A 22,046-nucleotide genomic window follows, 5' to 3' on the forward strand; every position below is an offset into this window, starting at 1 on the left:
TGAAAGATTTTTTGTCGAAACTGTGTAATCCTTTGTAGTATAATGAGACGGATTGTAGAAAAATAAAATGGATACTAAAAAAGATAGGCGAATTTGTTGTGGCTTTCCATCATGCTGTATAGAAACATATACATATGGTCTACAATTGAATAAGGAGGAAGAGTTTTGATAGAGAATCAAGTGAAAAAGAAGCGTAGACGCATCTTTTTATTTTCGATTATTGCACTGCTTTTAGTTTGTGGTTCAGTCTATGCGTATATTTCATCCGCATTAGGACCAGTTGATAGCGGGAATAAAAAAGAGATTGAAGTAGAAATTCCGAAAGGATCATCTACAAGTAAAATTGGAGAAATTTTAGAAGAAAAAGGCGCTGTGAAAAACGGTACAGTTTTTAGTTTTTATACAAAGGCTAAATCGAAAAGTTTACAAGCAGGTACATATTTATTAAATCCTTCGATGAATGCTAAAGATGTTATCGAACAAATGTCATCTGGCAACGTGCATCGTCCAGCTCTTTATAAAGTGACGATCAAAGAAGGAGCTCAAGTAACTGAAATTGCAGAAACGATTGCGGCAGAACTAAAGTGGAATAAAGATGATGTTACGCGTCAATTAAACGATAAAGCATTTATTCAAAAAATGCAGCAAAAGTATCCGAAGTTATTAACGGATAAAATCTTTGATAGTAATATTAAATACCCATTAGAAGGTTATTTATATCCTGCGACGTATTCATTTTATAAGAAAGATACGACGTTAGAAGAAATCGTAATTCCGATGCTTGAGAAAACAAATGCAATCATTGTTCAAAATGAGGCAAAAATGAAAGCAAAGAACTGGGATGTTCATCAGCTTTTAACATTATCTTCACTTATTGAAGAAGAGGCAACTGGTTTTACAGATCGTCAAAAGATCTCTAGTGTCTTTTATAATCGTTTAGAGAAAGGTATGCCGCTTCAAACGGATCCAACGGTATTATATGCACTTGGAAAGCATAAACAACGTGTATTATACGAAGATTTAAAGGTCAACTCACCGTACAATACGTATGTTGTAAAAGGATTGCCGGTAGGGCCGATCGCAAACTCTGGTAAACATTCAGTGGAAGCTGCGTTAGAACCTGCGCAAACAGATTATTATTATTTCTTAGCTGCACCAAGTGGTGAAGTGTACTATGCGAAAACATTAGAAGAGCATAATGCATTAAAGCAAAAATACATTACGAAAAAACAGTGAAATGGGGAGGGATAGCGAAAAAAGTCGCACATCCCTCTTTTTTGTGGTAAAATATATCGGGTTAAAAACTGGCAGAAGAATCGTTTTTAATATCAAAACGGGACGTACAAGCTAAGGGTAAAACTGGCTTGTATTTTTATTGCATTCTATGTGGGAAAAGACGTCATAGAGGCACTTCTCCATGTAAATAAGGAGGACCATTTATGGAGGATGCAGTTAACGAGTACCTATTATCATTTATTGATCCGAAAGATAAATTAATTCTTGAAATGGAAGAATATGCAACAGAAAATCATGTGCCGATTATGGATCGACTTGGAATGGAATTTATGCTGCAATTTTTACGTTTAATTGGACCGAAAAGCATTTTAGAACTTGGAACAGCAATCGGTTATTCTAGTATTCGTATGATGCAAGCTATTCCAAATTCACGTATTGTGACAGTTGAGCGCAATCGTGAGCGATATGAAAAAGCACTTGAATATATAGAACGTTCCCCAGTAACAGATCGTATTTCAGTTATTTACGGTGATGCGTTAGAGACAGGTGAACAAGTAAAAGAACACGGGACATTTGACGTTATTTTTATTGATGCAGCAAAAGGACAGTATCGTCGCTTTTTTGACTTATATGAACCGTTATTAAATCCTGGTGGCGTAATTATTTCAGATAATGTTATGTACCATGGTCTTGTAACGACAAAAGAGAAGATTGAAAACAGACGTACACGTGGTTTAATCCGTCGTATTAAGACGTACAATGAGTGGCTTATGAACCATGAAGGATATGATACAACGATTTTCCCAATTGGTGATGGAGTAGCTGTTAGTAAAAAGAGAGGGTGACCAAGGTATGAAGAAACCTGAATTGTTAGTAACGCCAAGAGCGGTGGCGGATATCGAACTTCTTGCGAAAGCAGGAGCAGATGCGGTAATGATCGGTGAGCAAAAGTTTGGTTTACGTTTAGCAGGGGAGTTTTCACGTGAAGATGTAAAACAAACTGTGAAGATTGCGCATGAAAATGGTGTGAAAGTATACGTAGCAATGAACGCTATGTTCCACAACGATAAAGTAGAAGAATTAACAGATTACGTTTCATTTTTAAATGAAGTAAATGTAGATGCAATTGTTTTCGGAGATCCAGCAGTATTAATGGCTGTTCGCGAAGTAGCGCCAAATATGCAGTTGCACTGGAATACAGAAACGACAGCAACAAACTGGTTCACTTGTAATTACTGGGGACAAAGAGGAGCGAAGCGCGCTGTATTAGCTCGTGAGCTGAGCTTAGATGAAATTGTTGATTTAAAAGAAAATGCTGAAGTGGAACTAGAAGTACAAATTCACGGTATGACTTGTATGTTCCAATCGAAGCGTTCATTAGTAGGAAATTACTTTGAGTATCAAGGACGTAATCTTGACATTGAAAAGAAAAAATATGAAGAGAATATGTTCTTATATGACCCAGAGCGTAACAATAAATATCCAATTTATGAAGATGAAAATGGTACTCATATTATGAGTCCGAACGATATTTGTTTCATCGATGAATTAGAGGAACTAATCGAAGCTGAAGTTGACAGCTTAAAAATCGATGGTGTACTAAAAAGCTCTGAATACATTATTGAAGTAACGAAGAAATATCGTCAAGCGATTGATTTATGTGTGGAAGATCGTGATGCATATTATGACTTGAAAGATGCTCTATATAAAGAAATAGAAGAAATGCAACCAGTAAATCGTCCGTTAGACACAGGATTCTTCTTTAAAGAAACGGTTTACTAAACGAGGAGGGTGTAGGAAATGACTGTACAAGAAATTTCACGAGTGATCGATGGCAAACGTGTTATTGTGAAGAAACCTGAACTGTTAATCCCTGCGGGTAACTTAGAAAAATTAAAAGTAGCTATCCATTACGGGGCAGATGCTGTATATTTAGGTGGACAAGAATTTGGTCTTCGTTCGAATGCAGGTAATTTTACGCTAGAAGAAATGGCAGAAGGCGTTGAGTTTGCAAAGAAGTATGGAGCAAAAATATACGTAACAACAAATATCTTTGCACATAATGAAAATATGGACGGGCTAGAGGAATATTTAAAAGGGATTGAAAAAGCTGGCGTAACGGGGATTATCGTTGCTGATCCGCTTATCATTGAGACGTGTAAACGTGTAGCGCCTTCTGTTGAGGTGCATTTAAGCACACAGCAATCACTATCCAACTGGAAAGCAGCACAGTATTGGAAAGAAGAGGGTTTACATCGTCTTGTATTAGCTCGTGAAGCAAGCTATGAAGAAATGAAAGAAATCAAAGAAAAAGTGGATATTGAAATTGAAGCATTCGTCCATGGTGCAATGTGTATCGCATATTCAGGAAGATGTACATTAAGTAACCATATGACAGCGCGTGACTCTAATCGTGGCGGTTGTTGCCAATCTTGCCGCTGGGATTATGATTTAGTTCAAACAGTATCACAACATAAAGATGCAAAAGAGCTTCCTCTATTCCAAGAAGAAGATGCTCACTTTGCGATGAGTCCAAAAGATCTAAATTTAATTTTATCAATTCCGAAAATGATTGAAATTGGAATCGATAGCTTAAAGGTAGAAGGACGTATGAAATCAATCCATTACGTAGCGACTGTAGCAACCGTATATCGTAAAGTAATTGATGCTTATTGTGCGGATCCAGATAACTTTGAGTTTAAACAAGAATGGTTAGATGAGCTTGATAAATGTGCAAATCGTGATACAGCTCCTGCATTCTTTGAAGGGGTTCCAGGACATCAAGAGCAAATGTTTGGAAATCATAGTAAGAAAACAACGTATGATTTTGCTGGTTTAGTGTTAGATTATAATGAAGAAACGGGCATCGTAACGATTGAGCAACGTAATCATTTCAAACCAGGACATGAAGTGGAGTTCTTTGGACCAGAAATAGAAAACTTTACGCAAACGGTGGAGAAAATTTGGGATGAGGATGGAAACGAATTAGATGCAGCGAGACATCCGTTGCAAATCGTGAAATTCAAAGTGGATCAACGAGTGTATGTGAATAATATGATGCGCAAAAGCATACTTCAATAAGAAAGAGTGATAGTCGAATGGGGACGAATAAGCCTGTTGTAATTGGAATTGCTGGTGGTTCGGGATCAGGTAAAACGAGTGTAACGAAAGCGATTTTTGACCATTTTAAAGGTCATTCTATTTTAATCTTAGAGCAAGATTATTATTACAAAGATCAAAGCCATTTACCAATGGAAGAGCGTTTAAAAACAAATTATGATCATCCGCTTGCGTTTGATAATGATCTGTTAATTGAACATTTGCAGCAGTTGCTTGCATATGAGCAAATTGATAAGCCTGTATATGACTATACATTGCATACACGTTCAGAAGAAATTATTCCAGTTGAGCCGAAAGATGTAATTATTTTAGAAGGAATTCTTATTTTAGAAGACCCACGTCTTTGCGAGTTAATGGACATTAAATTATTCGTTGATACGGATGCTGACCTTCGTATTCTGCGCCGCATGCAGCGTGATATTAAAGAGCGCGGTCGTACGATGGATTCAGTTATTGATCAGTACGTAACTGTTGTACGTCCAATGCACAATCAATTTATTGAGCCTTCTAAGAAATTTGCGGATATTATTATCCCTGAAGGTGGACAAAACCATGTTGCAATTGATATTATGGTGACAAAAATTGCAACAATTCTTGAACAAAAAGTAAATTTGTAATAGCATAGTAAAAGATATACGGTAGGAAGGGATTTTTTCCCTTCCCATCGAATACAATGAAACATGCAACCTCATCTATATATAGGTGAGGGCATATTTATATCAACTTTCCATACATATCTTCTTTATATAAAGAAGAATTGGAAATACGGGGTTGTATGTGACAACTCCGCTAGTGCAAGGGTACTAGAAACCTCCGCTAACAATGGAAGCGGAGGAGTTTTCATATGGAACTCCTCTTTTTTTCGGGGGATTGGTATATAAAAGGAGTGGAAAATATGTCAACAGAAAAAACATACCCTATGACACAAGAGGGTAAGCAAAAACTAGAGAACGAACTTGAGCAATTAAAAACAGTAAGACGTAAAGAAGTAGTAGAACGTATTAAAATCGCACGTAGCTTCGGGGACCTTTCTGAGAACTCTGAGTACGATGCAGCAAAAGATGAGCAAGCGTTCGTAGAAGGACGTATTACACAATTAGAAAATATGATTCGTAACGCAGTTATCATTAAAGATAATGGCGAAGTATCTACTGTTGTTACATTAGGTAAAACAGTAACATTTAAAGAATTACCAAACGGAGATGAAGAAGCGTACACAATCGTAGGTAGCGCGGAAGCTGACCCATTTGAAGGAAGAATTTCTAACGATTCTCCAATCGCAAAAAGCTTATTAGGTAAGCAAATTGGTGAGAAAGTAACAATCCAAACACCAGGCGGAGAAATGCAAGTAGAGATTGTCTCTGTAAAATAAAAAAAAGATTCTCCTATCGGGAGAATCTTTTTTTTGTAGAATGAAAAAAATTGTGTAAACCTTAGAGTAATTCGACAAAAAATGTCAAAAAAACACTTTAAGCTTTGATATCATAATTGGAGAATATAGGTTTTAAAAGGGAAAAGGGGCTAATTATGAAACATAAAATTTTTACAGGATTGGTGTGTAGTATATCCATATTAGGACTTGCTGCATGCGGAACGAATGTAGAAACTACATCATCAAAGGGAGAAAAAGTGAAGCAAGAAGAAAAAAAGGATATTAAAGCAACTGAGAGTTCAAAAGCCTTAGAAAATCCACAAGATAAAAAGGAATTTAATGATTTTGATGTAGCGTATCAATTAGCTATTGTCATGAAAATATTTCAAGATGTAACGATTAAGTATGATTACGCAATTGGAAATCCAGATTATTTATTGCGAGATTCGATGGATCAAAAAACAATAGATGATATGAAGAATATGTTACAAGAACAGGCGAAGAATAATGATAAAATTTTAAAAGATGAAGTGAATCAAGCGTATACATATTTAAAACAATCGAAAGTAAGTAATAAAGATGATATTCAAAAAATAATAGATGCACAAAATAATTATTTACATATTGTAGATAAGATGATTACTTGTATTGATTCTGTAACAGTTGAGAATGCAAAAGAAAAAAGAAATGAAATGGATAATCTTAGTAAGGATTATTTAAAAATAGCGGCTAATGTAACAACCACTGTAATTGAAGTTGCTAAAAACACTGGAGTGAATGAAACTGAATTTAGATCGCTTCTTATGAAATTTTTAGAGAAGCCAAAGAAACAATAATAACCTTATATAATATCTGTTTTTGTTTTGGGGATTGTATAAATAAAATAGTACCTCGTCTAAACTATAATAGACGAGGTGTTTTTTTATGAAAATAAAACGGAGAATTACAATTGTTTTAATTTGTTTTATGGGCATTATGTTTTTATTGCTTTGTCGTTTAATTCAAATCCAAATTATAGATACAGAATCATTTACTAATCGCAAAATAAATTTAATTGAAAAAAGTGTTACGCAACGTACGCAATCCATTGCAGTAGACGATGGACGTGGGCAGTTTATAGATCGTAATGGTAAAGAAATAGGTGAGGAAAAGTATCCTGTTTTAATTGTTTTTCCATTTTTACAAATAAAAAATGACATGTTAGAGAAAATCGCGCATATCATTGGTGTGTCGAGACAAGAGATCAGAAGACAAATGAAAAATAAAAAAAATGCATTTATACTGCAAGGGGAAACTGCTCCATTTCGAGTGACACGAGAGCAGATGGAGAAGGTGAATCAATTACATGTATTAGGTATTGTAGCAGCTGAAGTGCGATTAAAACAAACTGGGGAGATAAATCATTTAATTGGTGATGTAGGGGAGAACGAAAGAGAATTTCAAAAGCGATATGGAGAAGTGAAAAAAATTTCAAAACAAACGCCGATAGGTATTTCAGGATTACAGCAATCATTTGATGAATTTTTATTGACTGATGGAGAGGCAAAAGTATTGTATCAAGTAGATCGGCAAGGAGAACCAATTTTCGGAAAGCAAGCAAAATATACTTCACCAGGAAATCCATTTTACCCAGTTAGGATTCAAACTACTTTACATAAAGGGTTGCAGCAAAAAGCAGAAGAAGTGATTGAAGCAAATGAAATAAAGAAGGGGGGATTAGTATTACTTGATGTAAAGACAAATGAAATATTAGCGATGGTCAGTAAGCCGTCTTTACAAGTAAGAGATAAGAATTTATATGAGACTACACTTGAAAATCAAATGTTAACGCCGCATTTTCCAGGCTCTGTTTTTAAAACAGTAGTTGCAGCTGCAGTCATTGATCAAAAAGTAAATTTGTTTAATCGGACATTTAATTGTAATAAAGATTTATATGGTGAAAACGACCCACAAGTTATGATGGGTACACTTAACTTCAAAGAGAGCTTTGCTAGGAGCTGTAACAGGACATTTTCCGAGTTAGGTAACGAGCTATTACAAAAGGATAGGACGGTGCTAGAAACATACGTAGCAGCTTTAGGAGCAAATGAAAAGGTCGGATGGAAAGGTTCTGTATTTCATACACCTCATTTCGAGCAAATGCCAGAAGAAAAAGGCTCTACTATTTGGGGGAATGAAGAAAACAAAAATAGTAAAAAAGCGGTAGAGCAAACAGCGATTGGACAGAAAGATGTACGTATATCACCTCTAGCAATTGCTAATATGATGGCGACGATTGCGAGGAATGGAAAAAAGATGGAAGTGAAAGCTGTTGAAAAAATAGTATATAAAAATGGAGCGGATTTTTTTACATTTGAGAACCATACGTTACATGGAAAACAGCTTTCGTATGAAACAGTGAAAACATTACAAGAGTTATTAAGAGGCGTTGTAACAAGGGAGAAAGGAACAGGAACGGCATTCCACTCGTTGCCGCTCAGTGTCGCTGGAAAATCCGGGACAGCGCAAACAGGGAAAGGGACGAGGGTGAATCGCTGGTTTGCAGGTTATTTTCCGTATGAGAATCCAAGATATGCTTTAGTTGTTGTTGATCTAGAGACTGATAACAAAGTGAATAAAGTCACACCTATTTTTAAAGATATGGTAGGAGCAATCTATCAATTGGAGAATGAAAAGTAATCTTGCAATTTATAGTGAATTGTTTTCATTTCATGAAAATATCATTGTAAATGTTCAACCTTTCTAGATTTAATGTTACAATAGCAATTAGGAAAAACTGCATGGAGGTTTGGAGAATGGCAGGAGGATCAAGATTCCAACAGAAACAACAAAAACGTCGTCAAAACGGTGTTTTAAATATTGCAATCGCTATTGTATTACTATTAGTAGCTATTGTAGCATATCAATTGTTCGTTCCTAGTACGAAAGAGCAAGCATCTTCTACTGATAAGAAAGTCTCTCAACAAACAACAAAGAATGAGAAAGCTGGAAAATCAGAAGATAAAGAATCTGCTAAGAAAAAAGAAAAAGAAAAAGAGCAAGCAGAAGCTAAGCAAAAAGCTGAAGAAGAGAAGTTAAAGGCTGAGGAAGAAAAGAAAAAAGCTGAAGAAGAAGCGAAAGCTAACGAGAAAGTATCAGCTGAAAAAACTGTATCCAAGGCAAAAGAGGCTTATACAAAACCTTCTTGGAAAGCTGTAGGAACAGAACAAGGTTCATCACCAGCGATGACGTTTAAACAGGGGTCATCAGATTGGAATGAGATGCAAAGTGCAATTGCTGCAGGTATTGAAGTACCGAAGGAGCAATTAGTATTCCATTTTGTTGGAAGAGACAAAACTGGAAAGAGTAAAGCTTATGGTGACGTTCAAGATAAGCAAAGTGGAAAAAGATATTACGTAAATATTGATTGGGTAGATAATGAGGGCTGGAAACCAGTACTTGTTCAAACTCTAAACTAAAAAAGAGAAGCTCCTTATGAACTGCACCCCAATTGTTAGACACAGTCTAACAATTGGAGGTGCAGTTTTTCTATGGCTAAATTTACAGCTGATGAAAAAATACAAATCGTTCTACGTTATTTGAACGGAAATGAAAGTTATCGAGAAATGGGTAGATCGCTCGGTATAAGTGACACAATCATTTTGAATTGGGTAAACCAATATAAACAGAATGGTCTGGAAGCTTTTCTAAAACGATGTACAAATTACACACAACAATTTAAACTAGACGTACTAAACTTTATGATTGAAAACGGTATGTCCTTATTTGAGACGGCAGCTATCTTTAATATTCCTGCCCCTTCAACGATTTCTGTTTGGAAAAAACAGCTCGAAACACAAGGAATTGATGCCCTTCAATCTAAGAAAAAGGGGCGTCCATCCATGAAAAAAGATTCAAATAAACAATTAAAACAACATTTAGCTGAAGGGTCAGTCGAAGCACTTGAAGCACGCATTAAACAGCTTGAGATGGAAAATGAGTACTTAAAAAAGTTAAATGCCTTAGTTCAAAACAAGGAAAAATCACAAAACAAGACAAAGCGCAAGTAATCTATGAATTAAGGCATAAATATTCGGTGAAGGCACTCGTGGAGCTAGCTACTATTCCTCGAAGCACGTATTATGATTTAGTAAAGAAAATGAATCGTCCAGATGTAGATGCCGATTTGAAAGCTGAGATTAAAGCGATTTATGAGGAAAATGAAGGTCGTTATGGTTACCGTCGCATTCGTGATGAATTAACGAATCGTGGCCAGAAAGTGAACCACAAGAAGGTTCAGCGCATTATGAAAGAGCTTGGGTTAAAGTGTGTTGTGCGTATGAAGAAATATAAATCCTATAAAGGAAAAGTCGGTAGAATTGCACCTAATATTTTAGAGCGTAATTTTCATACAGATGCACCGAATCAAAAGTGGGTAACAGACATCACAGAGTTTAAATTGTTTGGAGAAAAACTGTATGTATCACCTGTATTAGATTTGTATAATGGTGAAATTATTACCTATACAATTGGTTCTAGACCGACGTATTCGCTTGTTTCAGACATGTTAGAGAAAGCATTGGAACGTTTACCTGAAACGCACCAGCTACTGATGCATTCGGATCAAGGATGGCATTATCAAATGAGACAATACGTCCGTACACTAGAATCAAGAGCTATCGTCCAGAGTATGTCTCGAAAAGGCAACTGTTACGACAACGCAGTAATAGAAAATTTCTTTGGGATTATGAAATCGGAGTTCCTCTACATAAAAGAATTTGAAAATGTAGAGCACTTTAAAATAGAATTAGAAAAATATATAGATTATTATAATACGAAACGGATTAAGGCAAAATTAAAAATGAGCCCGGTACAATACCGGACTCACTTTTATCAAGCTGCCTAATCAAATAACCGTGTCTAACTTTTAGGGGTCACTTCATTAGGAGCTTCTCTTTTTTAGTTAACGCAATTTCTTTAATTTAAAATGAACAACCGCGCTATAATACGGTCTTTTGCTTTCAGGATCCATAACCATTTGATGTGAGATGTGATGAACTTCAAGCATAAGTGCTTTATTATTATCGATTTGTTCACTAATTTTTCGTTCTAAAGAAGCTAAGTCTCCCGCTTCAAAAAATTCTACTTTATCTTCTAACATTTCAAAGGTAAATGACATGAAGACGGCCCCTCTCCTATGTAATCAACTATAGTGTAACAAAGAAAAGAAGGAAATACCATGTACATTTCAATTGACATTTTTAGAAAGAGGGAATATCATACTGATAAAACCGATAAGAAAAAGGGGAATTTTTATGGGCACAGAATTTAATGGTTTATTTGATGAGTGGGCTCATACGTACGACTCATTCGTACAAGGCGAAGATATACAATATAAAGAAGTTTTCGCCCATTATGAGGATATTCTAGAGGATGTAGTTAACAAGTCATTTGGTAATGTATTAGAATTTGGTGTCGGTACAGGTAATTTAACAAATAAATTATTACTTGCTGGCCGTACAGTTTACGGTATAGAACCGTCGCGTGAAATGCGTATGATTGCAAAAGAGAAATTGCCAAAAGAATTTTCGATTACAGAAGGTGATTTTCTTTCGTTTGAAGTCCCAAATTCAATTGATACCATTGTAAGCACCTATGCATTTCATCATTTAACAGATGATGAAAAAAATGTAGCGGTTGCGAAGTATAGTCAATTGCTAAACAAAGGTGGTAAAATAGTGTTTGCTGATACGATATTTGCAGATCAAGATGCATATGATAAAACTGTTGAAACAGCAAAACAAAGAGGTTTTCACCAGTTAGCAAACGATTTGCAAACGGAATACTATACACGTATTCCAGTTATGCAGACTATTTTTGAAAACAATGGCTTCCATGTAACGTTTACGAGATTAAATCATTTCGTTTGGGTAATGGAGGCAACTAAGCAATAGAAAGAGGGATTAGATTGAGAATTGCTGTAATTGGAGCAATGGAAGAAGAAGTACGTATTTTACGTGACAAATTAGAACAAGCAGAGACAGAAACGGTTGCAGGTTGTGAATTTACGAAAGGACTATTAGCAGGACATGAAGTAATCTTGTTAAAGTCTGGTATTGGTAAAGTAAACGCAGCGATGTCAACGACAATTTTATTAGAAAAATATAAGCCTGAAAAAGTAATTAATACTGGTTCAGCTGGTGGATTCCATCATTCTCTAAACGTTGGTGATGTAGTTATTTCCACTGAAGTTCGTCACCATGACGTAGATGTAACAGCATTTAACTATGAATATGGTCAAGTACCAGGAATGCCGCCTGGATTTAAAGCTGATGAGGCGTTAGTTGCATTAGCTGAGAAATGTATGCAAACTGAAGAAAATATTCAAGTTGTAAAAGGCATGATTGCAACAGGCGATTCATTTATGAGTGATCCGAACCGCGTTGCAGCCATCCGTGATAAATTTGAAAATCTTTATGCGGTAGAAATGGAAGCAGCAGCTGTCGCACAAGTATGCCACCAATATGAAGTTCCGTTTGTTATCATTCGCGCACTTTCTGATATTGCTGGTAAAGAATCAAATGTTTCATTTGATCAGTTTTTAGATCAAGCAGCTCTTCATTCTACAAACTTTATCGTAAAAGTGTTAGAAGAGTTAAAGTAATGTAACAAAAAGGCAACTGTCTCATATAAAGAAAATACATACAGTTGCCTTTTCTTTATTGGCAAACAAGGGGGAGAACACGATGAATGTATATCGTGGAGTTCATGAGTTAATTGGTCATACACCAATTGTAGAAATTACTCGTTTTTCACTTCCGAAAGGGGTCCGCTTATTTGCAAAGCTTGAATTTTATAACCCAGGCGGAAGCGTTAAGGATCGTTTAGGAAGAGAATTAATCGAAGATGCGCTAGAAAAAGGGCTTGTTACCCAAGGTGGAACAATTATTGAACCGACTGCTGGGAATACTGGTATTGGACTGGCACTTGCAGCATTAGAACATGATTTACGTGTTATCGTTTGTGTACCAGAGAAATTTAGTATTGAAAAACAAGAATTAATGAAAGCACTAGGTGCAACGGTCGTGCATACACCGACTGAGCAAGGAATGACCGGTGCAATTGCAAAAGCAAAAGAATTAGTAAATGAAATACCGAATTCATACTCTCCAAGTCAGTTTGCGAATGAAGCAAACCCGCGTGCTTATTTCAAAACACTAGGTCCTGAACTTTGGGATGCACTGAATGGAGAGATTAACATATTTGTTGCTGGAGCAGGAACTGGCGGTACGTTTATGGGGACTGCATCTTATTTGAAAGAAAAAAATATAGATATTAAAACAGTTATCGTAGAGCCAGAAGGATCTATTTTAAATGGTGGTAAGGCTGGTTCACATGAGACCGAAGGAATTGGACTGGAATTTATCCCGCCATTTTTGAAGACATCTTATTTTGATGAAATTCATACGATTTCTGATCGAAATGCATTTTTACGAGTGAAAGAATTAGCGCAAAAAGAAGGACTTCTCGTTGGGAGCTCTTCAGGAGCAGCATTTCATGCGAGCTTACTTGAGGCAGAGAAGGCAGCACCAGGTACAAATATTGTAACCATTTTTCCTGATAGTAGTGAGCGCTATTTAAGTAAAGACATATACAAAGGATGGGAATAAAAAATGAGAGCAAAGACAAAGTTAATTCATGGTATTCGCATAGGAGAACCTTCAACTGGATCTGTAAACGTACCGATCTATCAAACAAGTACGTACAAACAAGAAGCGGTTGGTAAGCATCAAGGATATGAATATTCACGTACAGGTAACCCAACACGTGCAGCTTTAGAAGAAATGATTGCCGTATTAGAAAATGGTCATGCTGGATTTGCATTCGGTTCTGGAATGGCTGCTATTACAGCGACAATTATGTTGTTCTCAAAAGGTGACCACGTTATTTTAACAGATGATGTTTATGGTGGAACGTATCGTGTTATTACGAAAGTATTAAACCGCTTCGGTATTGAACATACATTTGTAGACACAACAAACTTAGAGGAAGTTGTAGAAGCAATTCGTCCAAATACGAAAGCGATCTATGTGGAAACACCAACGAACCCATTACTAAAAATTACTGATATTAAGAAAATATCTACTCTTGCTAAAGAGAAAGATTTATTAACAATTATTGATAATACATTCATGACGCCATATTGGCAGTCGCCGATTTCTTTAGGAGCAGACATTGTACTTCATAGTGCAACGAAATATTTAGGAGGTCATAGTGACGTAGTTGCAGGTCTAGTAGTGGTAAATAGCCCACAACTAGCAGAAGACCTTCACTTTGTACAAAACTCAACAGGAGGTATTCTTGGACCACAAGATAGCTTCTTACTACTTCGCGGTTTAAAAACATTAGGAATTCGTATGGAAGAACATGAAACGAATTCACGCGCTATTGCTGAATTTTTAAATAATCATCCAAAAGTAAATAAAGTATATTACCCAGGTCTTGAATCACATCAAAACCACGAATTAGCAACAGAACAAGCAAATGGATTTGGTGCTATTATTTCGTTTGATGTAGATAGTGAGGAAACATTAAATAAAGTACTTGAGAAACTGCAATACTTTACACTTGCTGAAAGCTTAGGAGCAGTAGAAAGTTTAATTTCTATCCCATCTCAAATGACACATGCATCAATCCCAGCAGATCGCCGTAAAGAATTAGGAATTACAGATACATTAATTCGTATTTCTGTCGGTATTGAAGATGGTGAAGATTTAATTGAAGATTTAGCGCAAGCGCTAGCGTAATAAAAAATGCACTGCTAATGTGGAGCAGTGCATTTTTTATTATGTTAATTTGTGAAATATTTCACAAATTATACATACACAAATGAAATGATTTCATGTATATTGAATTCATGAAATGTTATTCACGAGTAAACTTGTGAAGTGTTTCACAAACAATGGGATTCATGTAGGACGGTAACTCTATTTTTTTTCGCTAATCGGGACTTATTATGACCTATAGGGACTTATAAAGACCGTGATAACAGAATAGGAGGAAATTTACATGGTAGTCAAAGAGAAAGTTGTAAATGAAATGCAAGAGGTAAAAGAGATGATTGATACGTTAGTAAATAACGGTCAACAAGCTTTACAAGCATTAGAAAGTTTTACACAAGAGCAGATTGACAACATTGTTCATGAAATGGCATTAGCAGGTGTTGATCAACATATGCCACTTGCAAAATTGGCTGTTGAAGAAACAGGCCGTGGTGTCTATGAAGACAAATGCATTAAAAATATTTTTGCCACTGAATATATTTGGCATAGTATAAAGCAAGATAAAACGGTAGGAATTATTTACGAAGATCCTCATGAAGAAATAATAGAAATTGCAGAACCTGTCGGTGTAGTAGCTGGGGTAACACCAGTAACGAATCCAACGTCGACAACAATGTTTAAAGCGTTGATTGCGATAAAAACGAGAAATCCAATTATTTTCGCATTTCATCCTTCTGCACAAAATTGTTCGGTGGCAGCAGCGAAAACCGTATATGATGCAGCAATGAAAGCTGGTGCACCAAAACATTGTATTCAATGGATTGAAAGACCGTCTGTCGAAGCGACGAAACAATTAATGAACCATGATGGTGTGGCACTCGTTCTAGCAACTGGAGGCGCTGGTATGGTGAAATCAGCTTACTCTACTGGAAAACCAGCGCTAGGTGTAGGTCCTGGTAATGTACCGTGTTATATAGAAAAATCAGCACATGTAAAACGAGCTGTTAATGATTTAATTTTATCGAAAACATTTGATAACGGTATGATTTGTGCATCGGAACAAGCAATCATTGTCGATAAAGAAATCTATGATGATGTTAAAACAGAAATGATCGAAAACAATTGTTACTTTGTAACAGAAGAAGAAAGAAAAAAATTAGAAAAGCTCGTTATAAATGAAAATACATGTGCAGTAAATAGTGATATTGTAGGAAAATCAGCACAGTATATTGCCGAATTAGTTGGGATTACTGTTCCTGAACATACAAAAATGCTTGTAGCTGAAATTCAAGGTATCGGAGCAGCATACCCGTTATCTCGTGAGAAACTGAGCCCAGTATTAGCCTGTGTGAAGGCGAATTCATTAGAAAAAGGATTTACATATTGCGAAGAAATGTTGAACCTCGGTGGTTTAGGACATTCAGCAGTTATTCATTCTACAAATAAAGAAGTGCAAAAGCAATTTGGATTACGTATGAAAGCTTGCCGTCTCATTGTAAATGCACCTTCATCACAAGGTGGAATAGGGGATATATATAACGGATTTATTCCATCACTTACACTTGGTTGTGGTTCTTACGGAAAAAATTCAGTTTCCCAAAATGTAACAGCGACTCATTTATTAAATATAAAAAGGCTGGCAAATAGAAAAAAGAATATGCAGTGGTTCAAATTGCCACCAAAAATTTATTTTGAAAAACATGCTACAGCGTATTTAGCAAATATGCCTAACATTTCACGTGCATTTATTGTAACGGATCCTGGAATGGTTGAACATGGCTATGTGGATACAGTCACGCACTATTTAAACAAGCATGCAAATGATGTGAAAATTGAAGTTTTCTTTGAGGTCGAACCAGATCCATCAGATGAAACTGTCTTTAAAGGTGCGGAAATGATGAGAAGCTTTAAGCCAGATGTAATTATCGCACTTGGTGGTGGTTCAGCTATGGATGCAGCAAAAGGAATGTGGTTATTCTATGAGCATCCAGAAACGACATTCTATGGCATTAAACAGAAGTTTTTAGATATAAGAAAACGTACATGTAAATATCCGGAATTAGGAAATAAGGCACAGTTTGTTGCGATTCCAACAACATCAGGAACAGGATCAGAAGTGACACCATTTGCGGTTATTACAGATAAGAAAAATAATATAAAGTATCCGCTCGCAGATTATGAATTAACACCAGATGTAGCAATTGTTGATCCACAATTTGTAATGACAGTACCACCACATGTAACAGCAGATACTGGTATGGATGTTTTAACACATGCAATTGAGGCGTATGTTTCTGTTATGGCAAATGACTATACAGATGGATTAGCATTAAAAGCTATTGATCTCGTATTCAAATATTTACCAAGAGCATATAAAGATGGAAATGATGAAGAAGCACGAGAAAAAATGCATAACGCTTCTGCAATTGCAGGGATGGCATTTGCAAATGCTTTCCTCGGTATTAATCACAGCTTAGCACATAAGATTGGACCAGAATTCCATATTCCGCACGGACGTGCAAATGCCATTCTAATGCCGCACGTAGTCCGCTATAATGCTATTAAGCCAAGAAAACACGCATTGTTCCCAAAATATGAGCACTTTGTAGCAGATGAACGCTATGCACATATTGCGAGAATGCTCGGGCTTCCAGCAAGCTCAATAGCAGAAGGTGTGGAATCACTCGTCAAAGCAATTACTGAGCTTGGAAAAAGCTTAAATATTAATATGAGTATTGCAGGACAAGGGGTAGATAAAGAGCAATTTGAAGAGGTTGTTGGAGTATTAGCAGAAAGAGCTTTTGAAGATCAATGTACAACTGCTAATCCAAAGTTACCGCTTATTTCGGAGCTGAAAGAAATTTATATGGAAGCATATAAAGGTGAATAATGATTAAAAAAGAGCCGCAGTAAAGCGGCTCTTTTTTTGTTGGAAAACATCTCCCAGAATGGCTGTATTTACTGGTCTTTCAGTTTCATAGAATATGATAAAGTGAAATGGAGGAGTGAGAATATAATGAAAGAATTACAAGGGAAAATAGAAGATTATACTAGGTTCGGACAAATTCTTCTCGCTGTAAGTACATTGTTAATGGTTGGCTTGTTGATTCCGGATGGAGCAAAAGAGACAATCCAATTTTTTGTTATGATGGGGAGTATCGTTATATTTTTAAGTTTATCGTTCTTTTTCTTTCAGCGTGTGAAAGTGATGCGTGACCAGTTAGAGGGAAATGAATGTGAATAATATTGTTAACTAGAGCGCGGCGAAAAGAAAGAATCTTTTTGTCGCGCTTTTTGTTTTTTGTAGAAAAATGTATGCGTTTCATGTTGACAATGATAATCCTTATCAATTAAAGTAGAATAGTAGTTAATGATTATCATTATCAATTAGAGGTGAAGGAATGAAAAAATCTATTACGCTATTTACAGCGATTTTATCTATTTTTTTCTTGTTAATAGGTTGCAGTGCCAAAGGGGACGAAAAAGCGTCTGCAACCAAAACAGAAAAAGGAAAAGAAAAAATCGAAATTACCGACCTGTCAGGGAGAAAGGTAACATTCGATAAAGTACCAGAAAGTTTTGCAACATTAAGTATGGGAGACATGGATATTATTCATGCTTTAGGTGGAAAAGTAGTAGGTCGTCCGGATACGAAATTAACTCTTCCAGAGGAGTTAAAGAAAGCAAAAGTAATCGGGAATGCACATCAACCGAACTTTGAGCAAATTGCTAGTTTAAAGTCCGATGTACTTGTTGCTAACAATGGATTCCAAAAGAATGTGCCAACGGTTGAAGGACAGGGAACGAAAGTAATCATTTCTTCTGCGAATTCTGTACAAGATATTCAAAAGAATATTGAATTATATGGAACGGCAATGAAGAAAGAAGATAAAGCAAAAGAACTTAATCAAAAAATCAATAATCAAATGAAGAAATATGAGAAAAAGAGCGATGTGAAAGCATTGCTAGTGTATGGCGCACCAGGTACTTATTTAGCGGCATTACCAACATCTTTATCAGGTGATATTTTAGAAAAAACAGGCGGAAAAAATATTGCTTCTGATTTTCCAGAAATGAAAGAATATCCGCAATATGCACAGCTAAGTGTAGAACGTATTATTGAGGCGAATCCAGATGTGATTTATTTAATTACACACGGAGATCCAACAAGTGTGAAAAAAGCATTCGAAGGCGAAATGATGAAAAATGAAGCGTGGAAAAATTTAGATGCAGTAAAACAAAACCGCGTAGTTATTTTGCCACCTGATTTATTTGGATCTAATCCTGGGACAAAAGTTACAGAAGCAATGGACTTTATGTATAAAAGTATACAAGATGTAAGGAAATGATACGTATGGAAAGTAGTGAAGTAGTAAGAGAAAAGGAACATCCTTTTGCGAAAAAAAGATGGATAATAGCAGTTACTTTAGTTGTATTAACAATTCTAGGCCTCTTTTACGGACTTTTCGCAGGAAGTTTATCTTTTTCTGTAAGAGACATTCTAACAGGTATACAAGATGAGGGTTCGACAGTTCATCGAATTGTATGGGATCTTCGCATACCGAGAGTTCTCGTTGGGTTTATAGTAGGAACATGTTTAGCTGCATCTGGTACACTGCTGCAAGGGGTTATGAGAAACCCTCTTGCAGATCCTGGTATTATCGGAGTTTCATCTGGGGCAGGCCTTGTAGCAATTGTCATCATGATTTTATTCCCACAGCATCTAGCTTTTTTACCACTAGGGGCGTTTTTAGGAGCTTTCATAACAGCGATGGTTATTTATGCTTTATCATGGCAAAAAGGGGCACCACCTTTAAGAATCGTCTTAGTAGGGGTGTCGATCAATGCATTAATTGGTGCAGCAACGTCAGCATTAATGTTATTACATAGTGACAAAGTACAATCCGTGTTACCGTGGCTAGCGGGTGGTATTGGTGGTGTAAGTTGGGCACATTTAAACATGATTATTTATTATGCAATATTCGCCATTATATTAGCTTTCTTTGGCATTAAGCATATTCGAGTGTTAATGCTTGGAGATGAAATGGCAAAGTTATTAGGACATAACGTGGAAAAAAGTCGGTTTTATTTAATCGTAGTAAGTACATTATTAGCTGGAATTGCAGTAAGTGTATCTGGTCTTATTGGATTTGTCGGTCTTGTCGTACCACATATGCTACGTTTATTAGTTGGAAATGATTATAGATATTTGCTACCTTTATCATGCCTTGGCGGCGGTGTATTACTTGTTTTTGCGGATGCAATAGCTCGAAGTTGGTTCGATCCAATCGAATTGCCTGTTGGTATTTTACTGTCCTTCTTAGGTGGTCCGTTCTTCTTATATTTAATTCATAGAGGAGGAAAACAACGTGATTTCCGTTAACAAAGTGTTTTATGCACACTCTGAAAGATTTCAAATGCAAAATATGAATGTACATATTAAGGCTGGAGAAATCGTTAGTTTAATTGGTCCGAATGGATCGGGAAAATCTACTTTGCTTCGTTTAATAGCAAGGCTACTGAAACAAAGCGAAGGGGACATCATTTTAGATGGGAAAAACATTCATATGATGAAGAGTGCTGATGTAGCGAAGCAATTAGCAATGTTACCACAAATGCATGATCATCAATTAGATTTAACAGTGAAAGAACTAATTGAGTTCGGAAGAGGTCCACATAAATCATGGAGTAGCCGCTTAAATAAAGAAGATGAAGAAATTGTTGATTGGGCATTGTCTGTTACAAATCTTGAAGGGTATGAATATCGTCTTTTACATTCTTTATCAGGAGGGGAACGGCAACGTGCTTGGATTGCCATGACGCTAGCGCAACGTACAAATGTCTTACTATTGGATGAACCAACAACCTTTTTAGATATCGTTCACCAGTTGGAAGTAATGGAACTTGTGAAACGATTAAATGAGGAGTATGGAATGACAATTATAATGGTTTTACATGACATTAACCAAGCTGCTCAATATAGCGATCGTTTACTCGTATTAAAGCGAGGAAAGATTCAGTATGATGGTATACCAGAAGAAGTGCTATGCCATGAAATGTTTCAACATGTATTTGGCATAGATGTAGATATCTTTCAAGGAAGTGACAAGCCGTTTTTTACACCGAAACGAATTTCTAAAAGGGGAGAAGAGCGATGCAAACAGAAGAGCGTATTACCACTGAATTAGTAAGAGAATTTGTTATGGCAGCTCACGGGGATTTAGAGAAAGTACAAGAGCTATTGGTTGAATCGCCAAGCTTACTTCACGCCTCTTATAATTGGGGTGGATCAGATTGGGAAAGTGCGTTAGGGGCATCGGCACATGTAGGTCGTAAAGATATTGCTCTTTATTTACTAGAAAAGGGTGCTCGGATGGATATTTTTGCAGCAGCTATGCTTGGTGAATTAGAAGTTGTACAAGCTATTTTAGTAGCTCAACCAGAAGCATTGCGTGCATCTGGTCCTCATGGCATTTCTCTTCTTCAGCATGCACGAATGGGTGGAGAGAAATCTAAGCGTGTATATGATTATTTAGCAATACTATCTTAATGAACGAAGGAAGTTCTTATGTGCGGTAAACTTTTCACTTGAAACAATTGGAAAGTTTACCGCCCGTTAGAACGGGATAAGTATCTAGTATATTTGAAAATCCTACACCCCCTCAACTGTAGTTTTCTTAATACTAGTTATGATATGGATGCAGTAGACGAAATTTGTCTACTGCTTTTTTTAGTCGTTAAGAATGAATATTCTGTATTTTATTGTAGGTTCATTTATCCCGCTATTTGCGGGCAGTAAGTCTCCCGCCTCAAAATTCAGCTAGAGCAAAGAAGTTAGATGGGAGATCCACTGCCCGTAAACGCTCGATTGGTGAGGGCTGATAATCAGTGGGGGTGAACAAAATTCCCCACTGATTAAAGTTTCACTTTATAATTAATAGTAACATTTCGTATGCATACAAAACATGATCGTGAAATTAAGAATAAATTAGTGGAAAGGAGTGCAGGCATGTTTCATACAGATTGTTTACAAATTCGCAAATATACAATGGATGATTTACAGTTCTATGCTTCACTATGGGGGAACGAGAAGGTAATGCGCTATATTGGAAATGGGACGTTAAAAACATATATACAGTGTAAAAAAAGTTTGGAGGAGTGGGTCATTCCTAGCTATAAAAACGGTCTCGGTTTATTTGTATTGATTGAAAAGGAAACGGGAACAAGAATTGGTCATGCAGGGCTGGTAAAGCAGCAGATTGATGGAAAAGAGGAAATTGAAATTGGTTATTGGTTACTTCCTCAGTATTGGGGAAAAGGGTATGCAAAAGAAGCGGCGGCAGCATTTCGAGACTACGGTTTCCAAGCATTACGAATGAATAAATTAATTTCTCTCATTAACCCGAATCATCCCGCCTCAATATTTGTTGCTAGAAAGACAGGGCTCAGCTATGAGAAAACAACTTTATTTCATGGGATGGATGTTCTTGTTTATTCCATTAAACGTGTTGGATGAAAAATTACTTTTTTAAAGGTAAATTGCATTTTTTGAAGAA

Annotated in this window: 22 protein-coding genes; 21 read left to right on the forward strand and 1 reads right to left on the reverse strand. The window is 36.3% G+C overall.

What is annotated here, in order from left to right:
- Positions 1–165 precede the first annotated feature (165 nt).
- The 10 genes from mltG to MHI28_RS25275 all read left to right on the forward strand — a co-directional run bounded on the left by mltG (position 166) and on the right by MHI28_RS25275 (position 10,613).
- Positions 166–1,236 (forward strand): endolytic transglycosylase MltG, encoded by a 1,071-nt coding sequence (mltG, locus tag MHI28_RS25230; protein WP_000572141.1) that lies wholly within the window; start codon positions 166–168, stop codon positions 1,234–1,236.
- Between the two features lie 203 nt (positions 1,237–1,439).
- The gene (locus tag MHI28_RS25235; RefSeq protein ID WP_000389102.1) at positions 1,440–2,081 is read left to right on the forward strand and encodes an O-methyltransferase; all 642 of its coding nucleotides are present in this window, start codon (positions 1,440–1,442) and stop codon (positions 2,079–2,081) included.
- Positions 2,082–2,088: 7 nt separating this feature from the next.
- Positions 2,089–3,018 (forward strand): peptidase U32 family protein, encoded by a 930-nt coding sequence (locus tag MHI28_RS25240; RefSeq protein ID WP_000742792.1) that lies wholly within the window; start codon positions 2,089–2,091, stop codon positions 3,016–3,018.
- A gap of 18 nt (positions 3,019–3,036) precedes the next feature.
- A complete protein-coding gene (locus MHI28_RS25245) occupies positions 3,037–4,317 on the forward strand; it encodes a peptidase U32 family protein (protein ID WP_000217970.1) in 1,281 nt (426 codons plus the stop codon).
- A gap of 17 nt (positions 4,318–4,334) precedes the next feature.
- The gene (gene udk, locus MHI28_RS25250) at positions 4,335–4,973 is read left to right on the forward strand and encodes a uridine kinase (protein ID WP_000537080.1); all 639 of its coding nucleotides are present in this window, start codon (positions 4,335–4,337) and stop codon (positions 4,971–4,973) included.
- Positions 4,974–5,251: 278 nt separating this feature from the next.
- Positions 5,252–5,728, forward strand: a complete 477-nt coding sequence (greA, locus tag MHI28_RS25255; RefSeq protein ID WP_014894880.1) for a transcription elongation factor GreA — start codon at positions 5,252–5,254, stop codon at positions 5,726–5,728.
- Between the two features lie 155 nt (positions 5,729–5,883).
- The gene (locus tag MHI28_RS25260) at positions 5,884–6,564 is read left to right on the forward strand and encodes a hypothetical protein (RefSeq protein WP_000680880.1); all 681 of its coding nucleotides are present in this window, start codon (positions 5,884–5,886) and stop codon (positions 6,562–6,564) included.
- 88 nt (positions 6,565–6,652) lie between these two features.
- On the forward strand, positions 6,653–8,407 hold the full coding sequence (locus MHI28_RS25265; RefSeq protein ID WP_086413534.1) for a peptidoglycan D,D-transpeptidase FtsI family protein: 1,755 nt from the start codon (positions 6,653–6,655) through the stop codon (positions 8,405–8,407).
- Between the two features lie 116 nt (positions 8,408–8,523).
- On the forward strand, positions 8,524–9,186 hold the full coding sequence (locus MHI28_RS25270) for a YrrS family protein (protein WP_000897094.1): 663 nt from the start codon (positions 8,524–8,526) through the stop codon (positions 9,184–9,186).
- A gap of 72 nt (positions 9,187–9,258) precedes the next feature.
- Positions 9,259–10,613, forward strand: a protein-coding gene (locus MHI28_RS25275) for an IS3 family transposase (protein WP_208730123.1) whose coding sequence is annotated in 2 segments (ribosomal slippage) — positions 9,259–9,712 and positions 9,712–10,613 — 1,356 coding nt in all. Because the reading frame shifts where the segments join, the coding sequence is not laid out codon by codon here.
- Between the two features lie 57 nt (positions 10,614–10,670).
- Here the strand turns inward: MHI28_RS25275 and MHI28_RS25280 are convergent.
- Positions 10,671–10,886 (reverse strand): YrzA family protein, encoded by a 216-nt coding sequence (locus tag MHI28_RS25280; RefSeq protein WP_000010984.1) that lies wholly within the window; start codon positions 10,884–10,886, stop codon positions 10,671–10,673.
- A gap of 136 nt (positions 10,887–11,022) precedes the next feature.
- On the opposite strand from MHI28_RS25280, the gene MHI28_RS25285 reads away from it, so the two are divergent.
- From MHI28_RS25285 to MHI28_RS25335, 11 genes are all read left to right on the forward strand, one after another.
- On the forward strand, positions 11,023–11,661 hold the full coding sequence (locus tag MHI28_RS25285) for a class I SAM-dependent DNA methyltransferase (RefSeq protein WP_000536323.1): 639 nt from the start codon (positions 11,023–11,025) through the stop codon (positions 11,659–11,661).
- Between the two features lie 14 nt (positions 11,662–11,675).
- Positions 11,676–12,371: a 5'-methylthioadenosine/S-adenosylhomocysteine nucleosidase gene (gene mtnN / locus MHI28_RS25290; RefSeq protein ID WP_001217027.1), complete on the forward strand. Its 696-nt coding sequence runs from the start codon at positions 11,676–11,678 to the stop codon at positions 12,369–12,371.
- 82 nt (positions 12,372–12,453) lie between these two features.
- Positions 12,454–13,377, forward strand: coding sequence for an O-acetylserine dependent cystathionine beta-synthase (locus MHI28_RS25295; RefSeq protein ID WP_001103877.1), 924 nt, complete (start codon positions 12,454–12,456; stop codon positions 13,375–13,377).
- 3 nt (positions 13,378–13,380) lie between these two features.
- Positions 13,381–14,514 (forward strand): bifunctional cystathionine gamma-lyase/homocysteine desulfhydrase, encoded by a 1,134-nt coding sequence (locus MHI28_RS25300; protein WP_001201921.1) that lies wholly within the window; start codon positions 13,381–13,383, stop codon positions 14,512–14,514.
- A gap of 262 nt (positions 14,515–14,776) precedes the next feature.
- Positions 14,777–17,380 (forward strand): bifunctional acetaldehyde-CoA/alcohol dehydrogenase, encoded by a 2,604-nt coding sequence (gene adhE, locus MHI28_RS25305; RefSeq protein ID WP_340828326.1) that lies wholly within the window; start codon positions 14,777–14,779, stop codon positions 17,378–17,380.
- Positions 17,381–17,506: 126 nt separating this feature from the next.
- Entirely contained in the window at positions 17,507–17,734 is a 228-nt protein-coding gene (locus tag MHI28_RS25310) for a YrhC family protein (RefSeq protein ID WP_000661455.1), read from the forward strand.
- A 157-nt stretch (positions 17,735–17,891) separates the two neighbouring features.
- Positions 17,892–18,839: an ABC transporter substrate-binding protein gene (locus MHI28_RS25315; protein WP_000748464.1), complete on the forward strand. Its 948-nt coding sequence runs from the start codon at positions 17,892–17,894 to the stop codon at positions 18,837–18,839.
- 5 nt (positions 18,840–18,844) lie between these two features.
- Entirely contained in the window at positions 18,845–19,873 is a 1,029-nt protein-coding gene (locus MHI28_RS25320; protein ID WP_002162492.1) for a FecCD family ABC transporter permease, read from the forward strand.
- Positions 19,860–20,678, forward strand: coding sequence for an ABC transporter ATP-binding protein (locus tag MHI28_RS25325; RefSeq protein ID WP_000626531.1), 819 nt, complete (start codon positions 19,860–19,862; stop codon positions 20,676–20,678). The genes MHI28_RS25320 and MHI28_RS25325 overlap by 14 nt, the downstream gene beginning before the upstream one ends.
- Positions 20,645–21,040 (forward strand): ankyrin repeat domain-containing protein, encoded by a 396-nt coding sequence (locus MHI28_RS25330; protein WP_001192766.1) that lies wholly within the window; start codon positions 20,645–20,647, stop codon positions 21,038–21,040. Before MHI28_RS25325 ends, MHI28_RS25330 begins: the two co-directional genes overlap by 34 nt.
- A 402-nt stretch (positions 21,041–21,442) precedes the next feature.
- Positions 21,443–22,006, forward strand: a complete 564-nt coding sequence (locus MHI28_RS25335) for a GNAT family N-acetyltransferase (protein ID WP_118961582.1) — start codon at positions 21,443–21,445, stop codon at positions 22,004–22,006.
- The last annotated feature ends 40 nt before the right edge of the window (positions 22,007–22,046 follow it).

This window comes from Bacillus sp. FSL K6-0268, from assembly GCF_038005425.1.
GTDB classification, from domain to species: Bacteria; Bacillota; Bacilli; order Bacillales; family Bacillaceae_G; genus Bacillus_A; species Bacillus_A thuringiensis_S.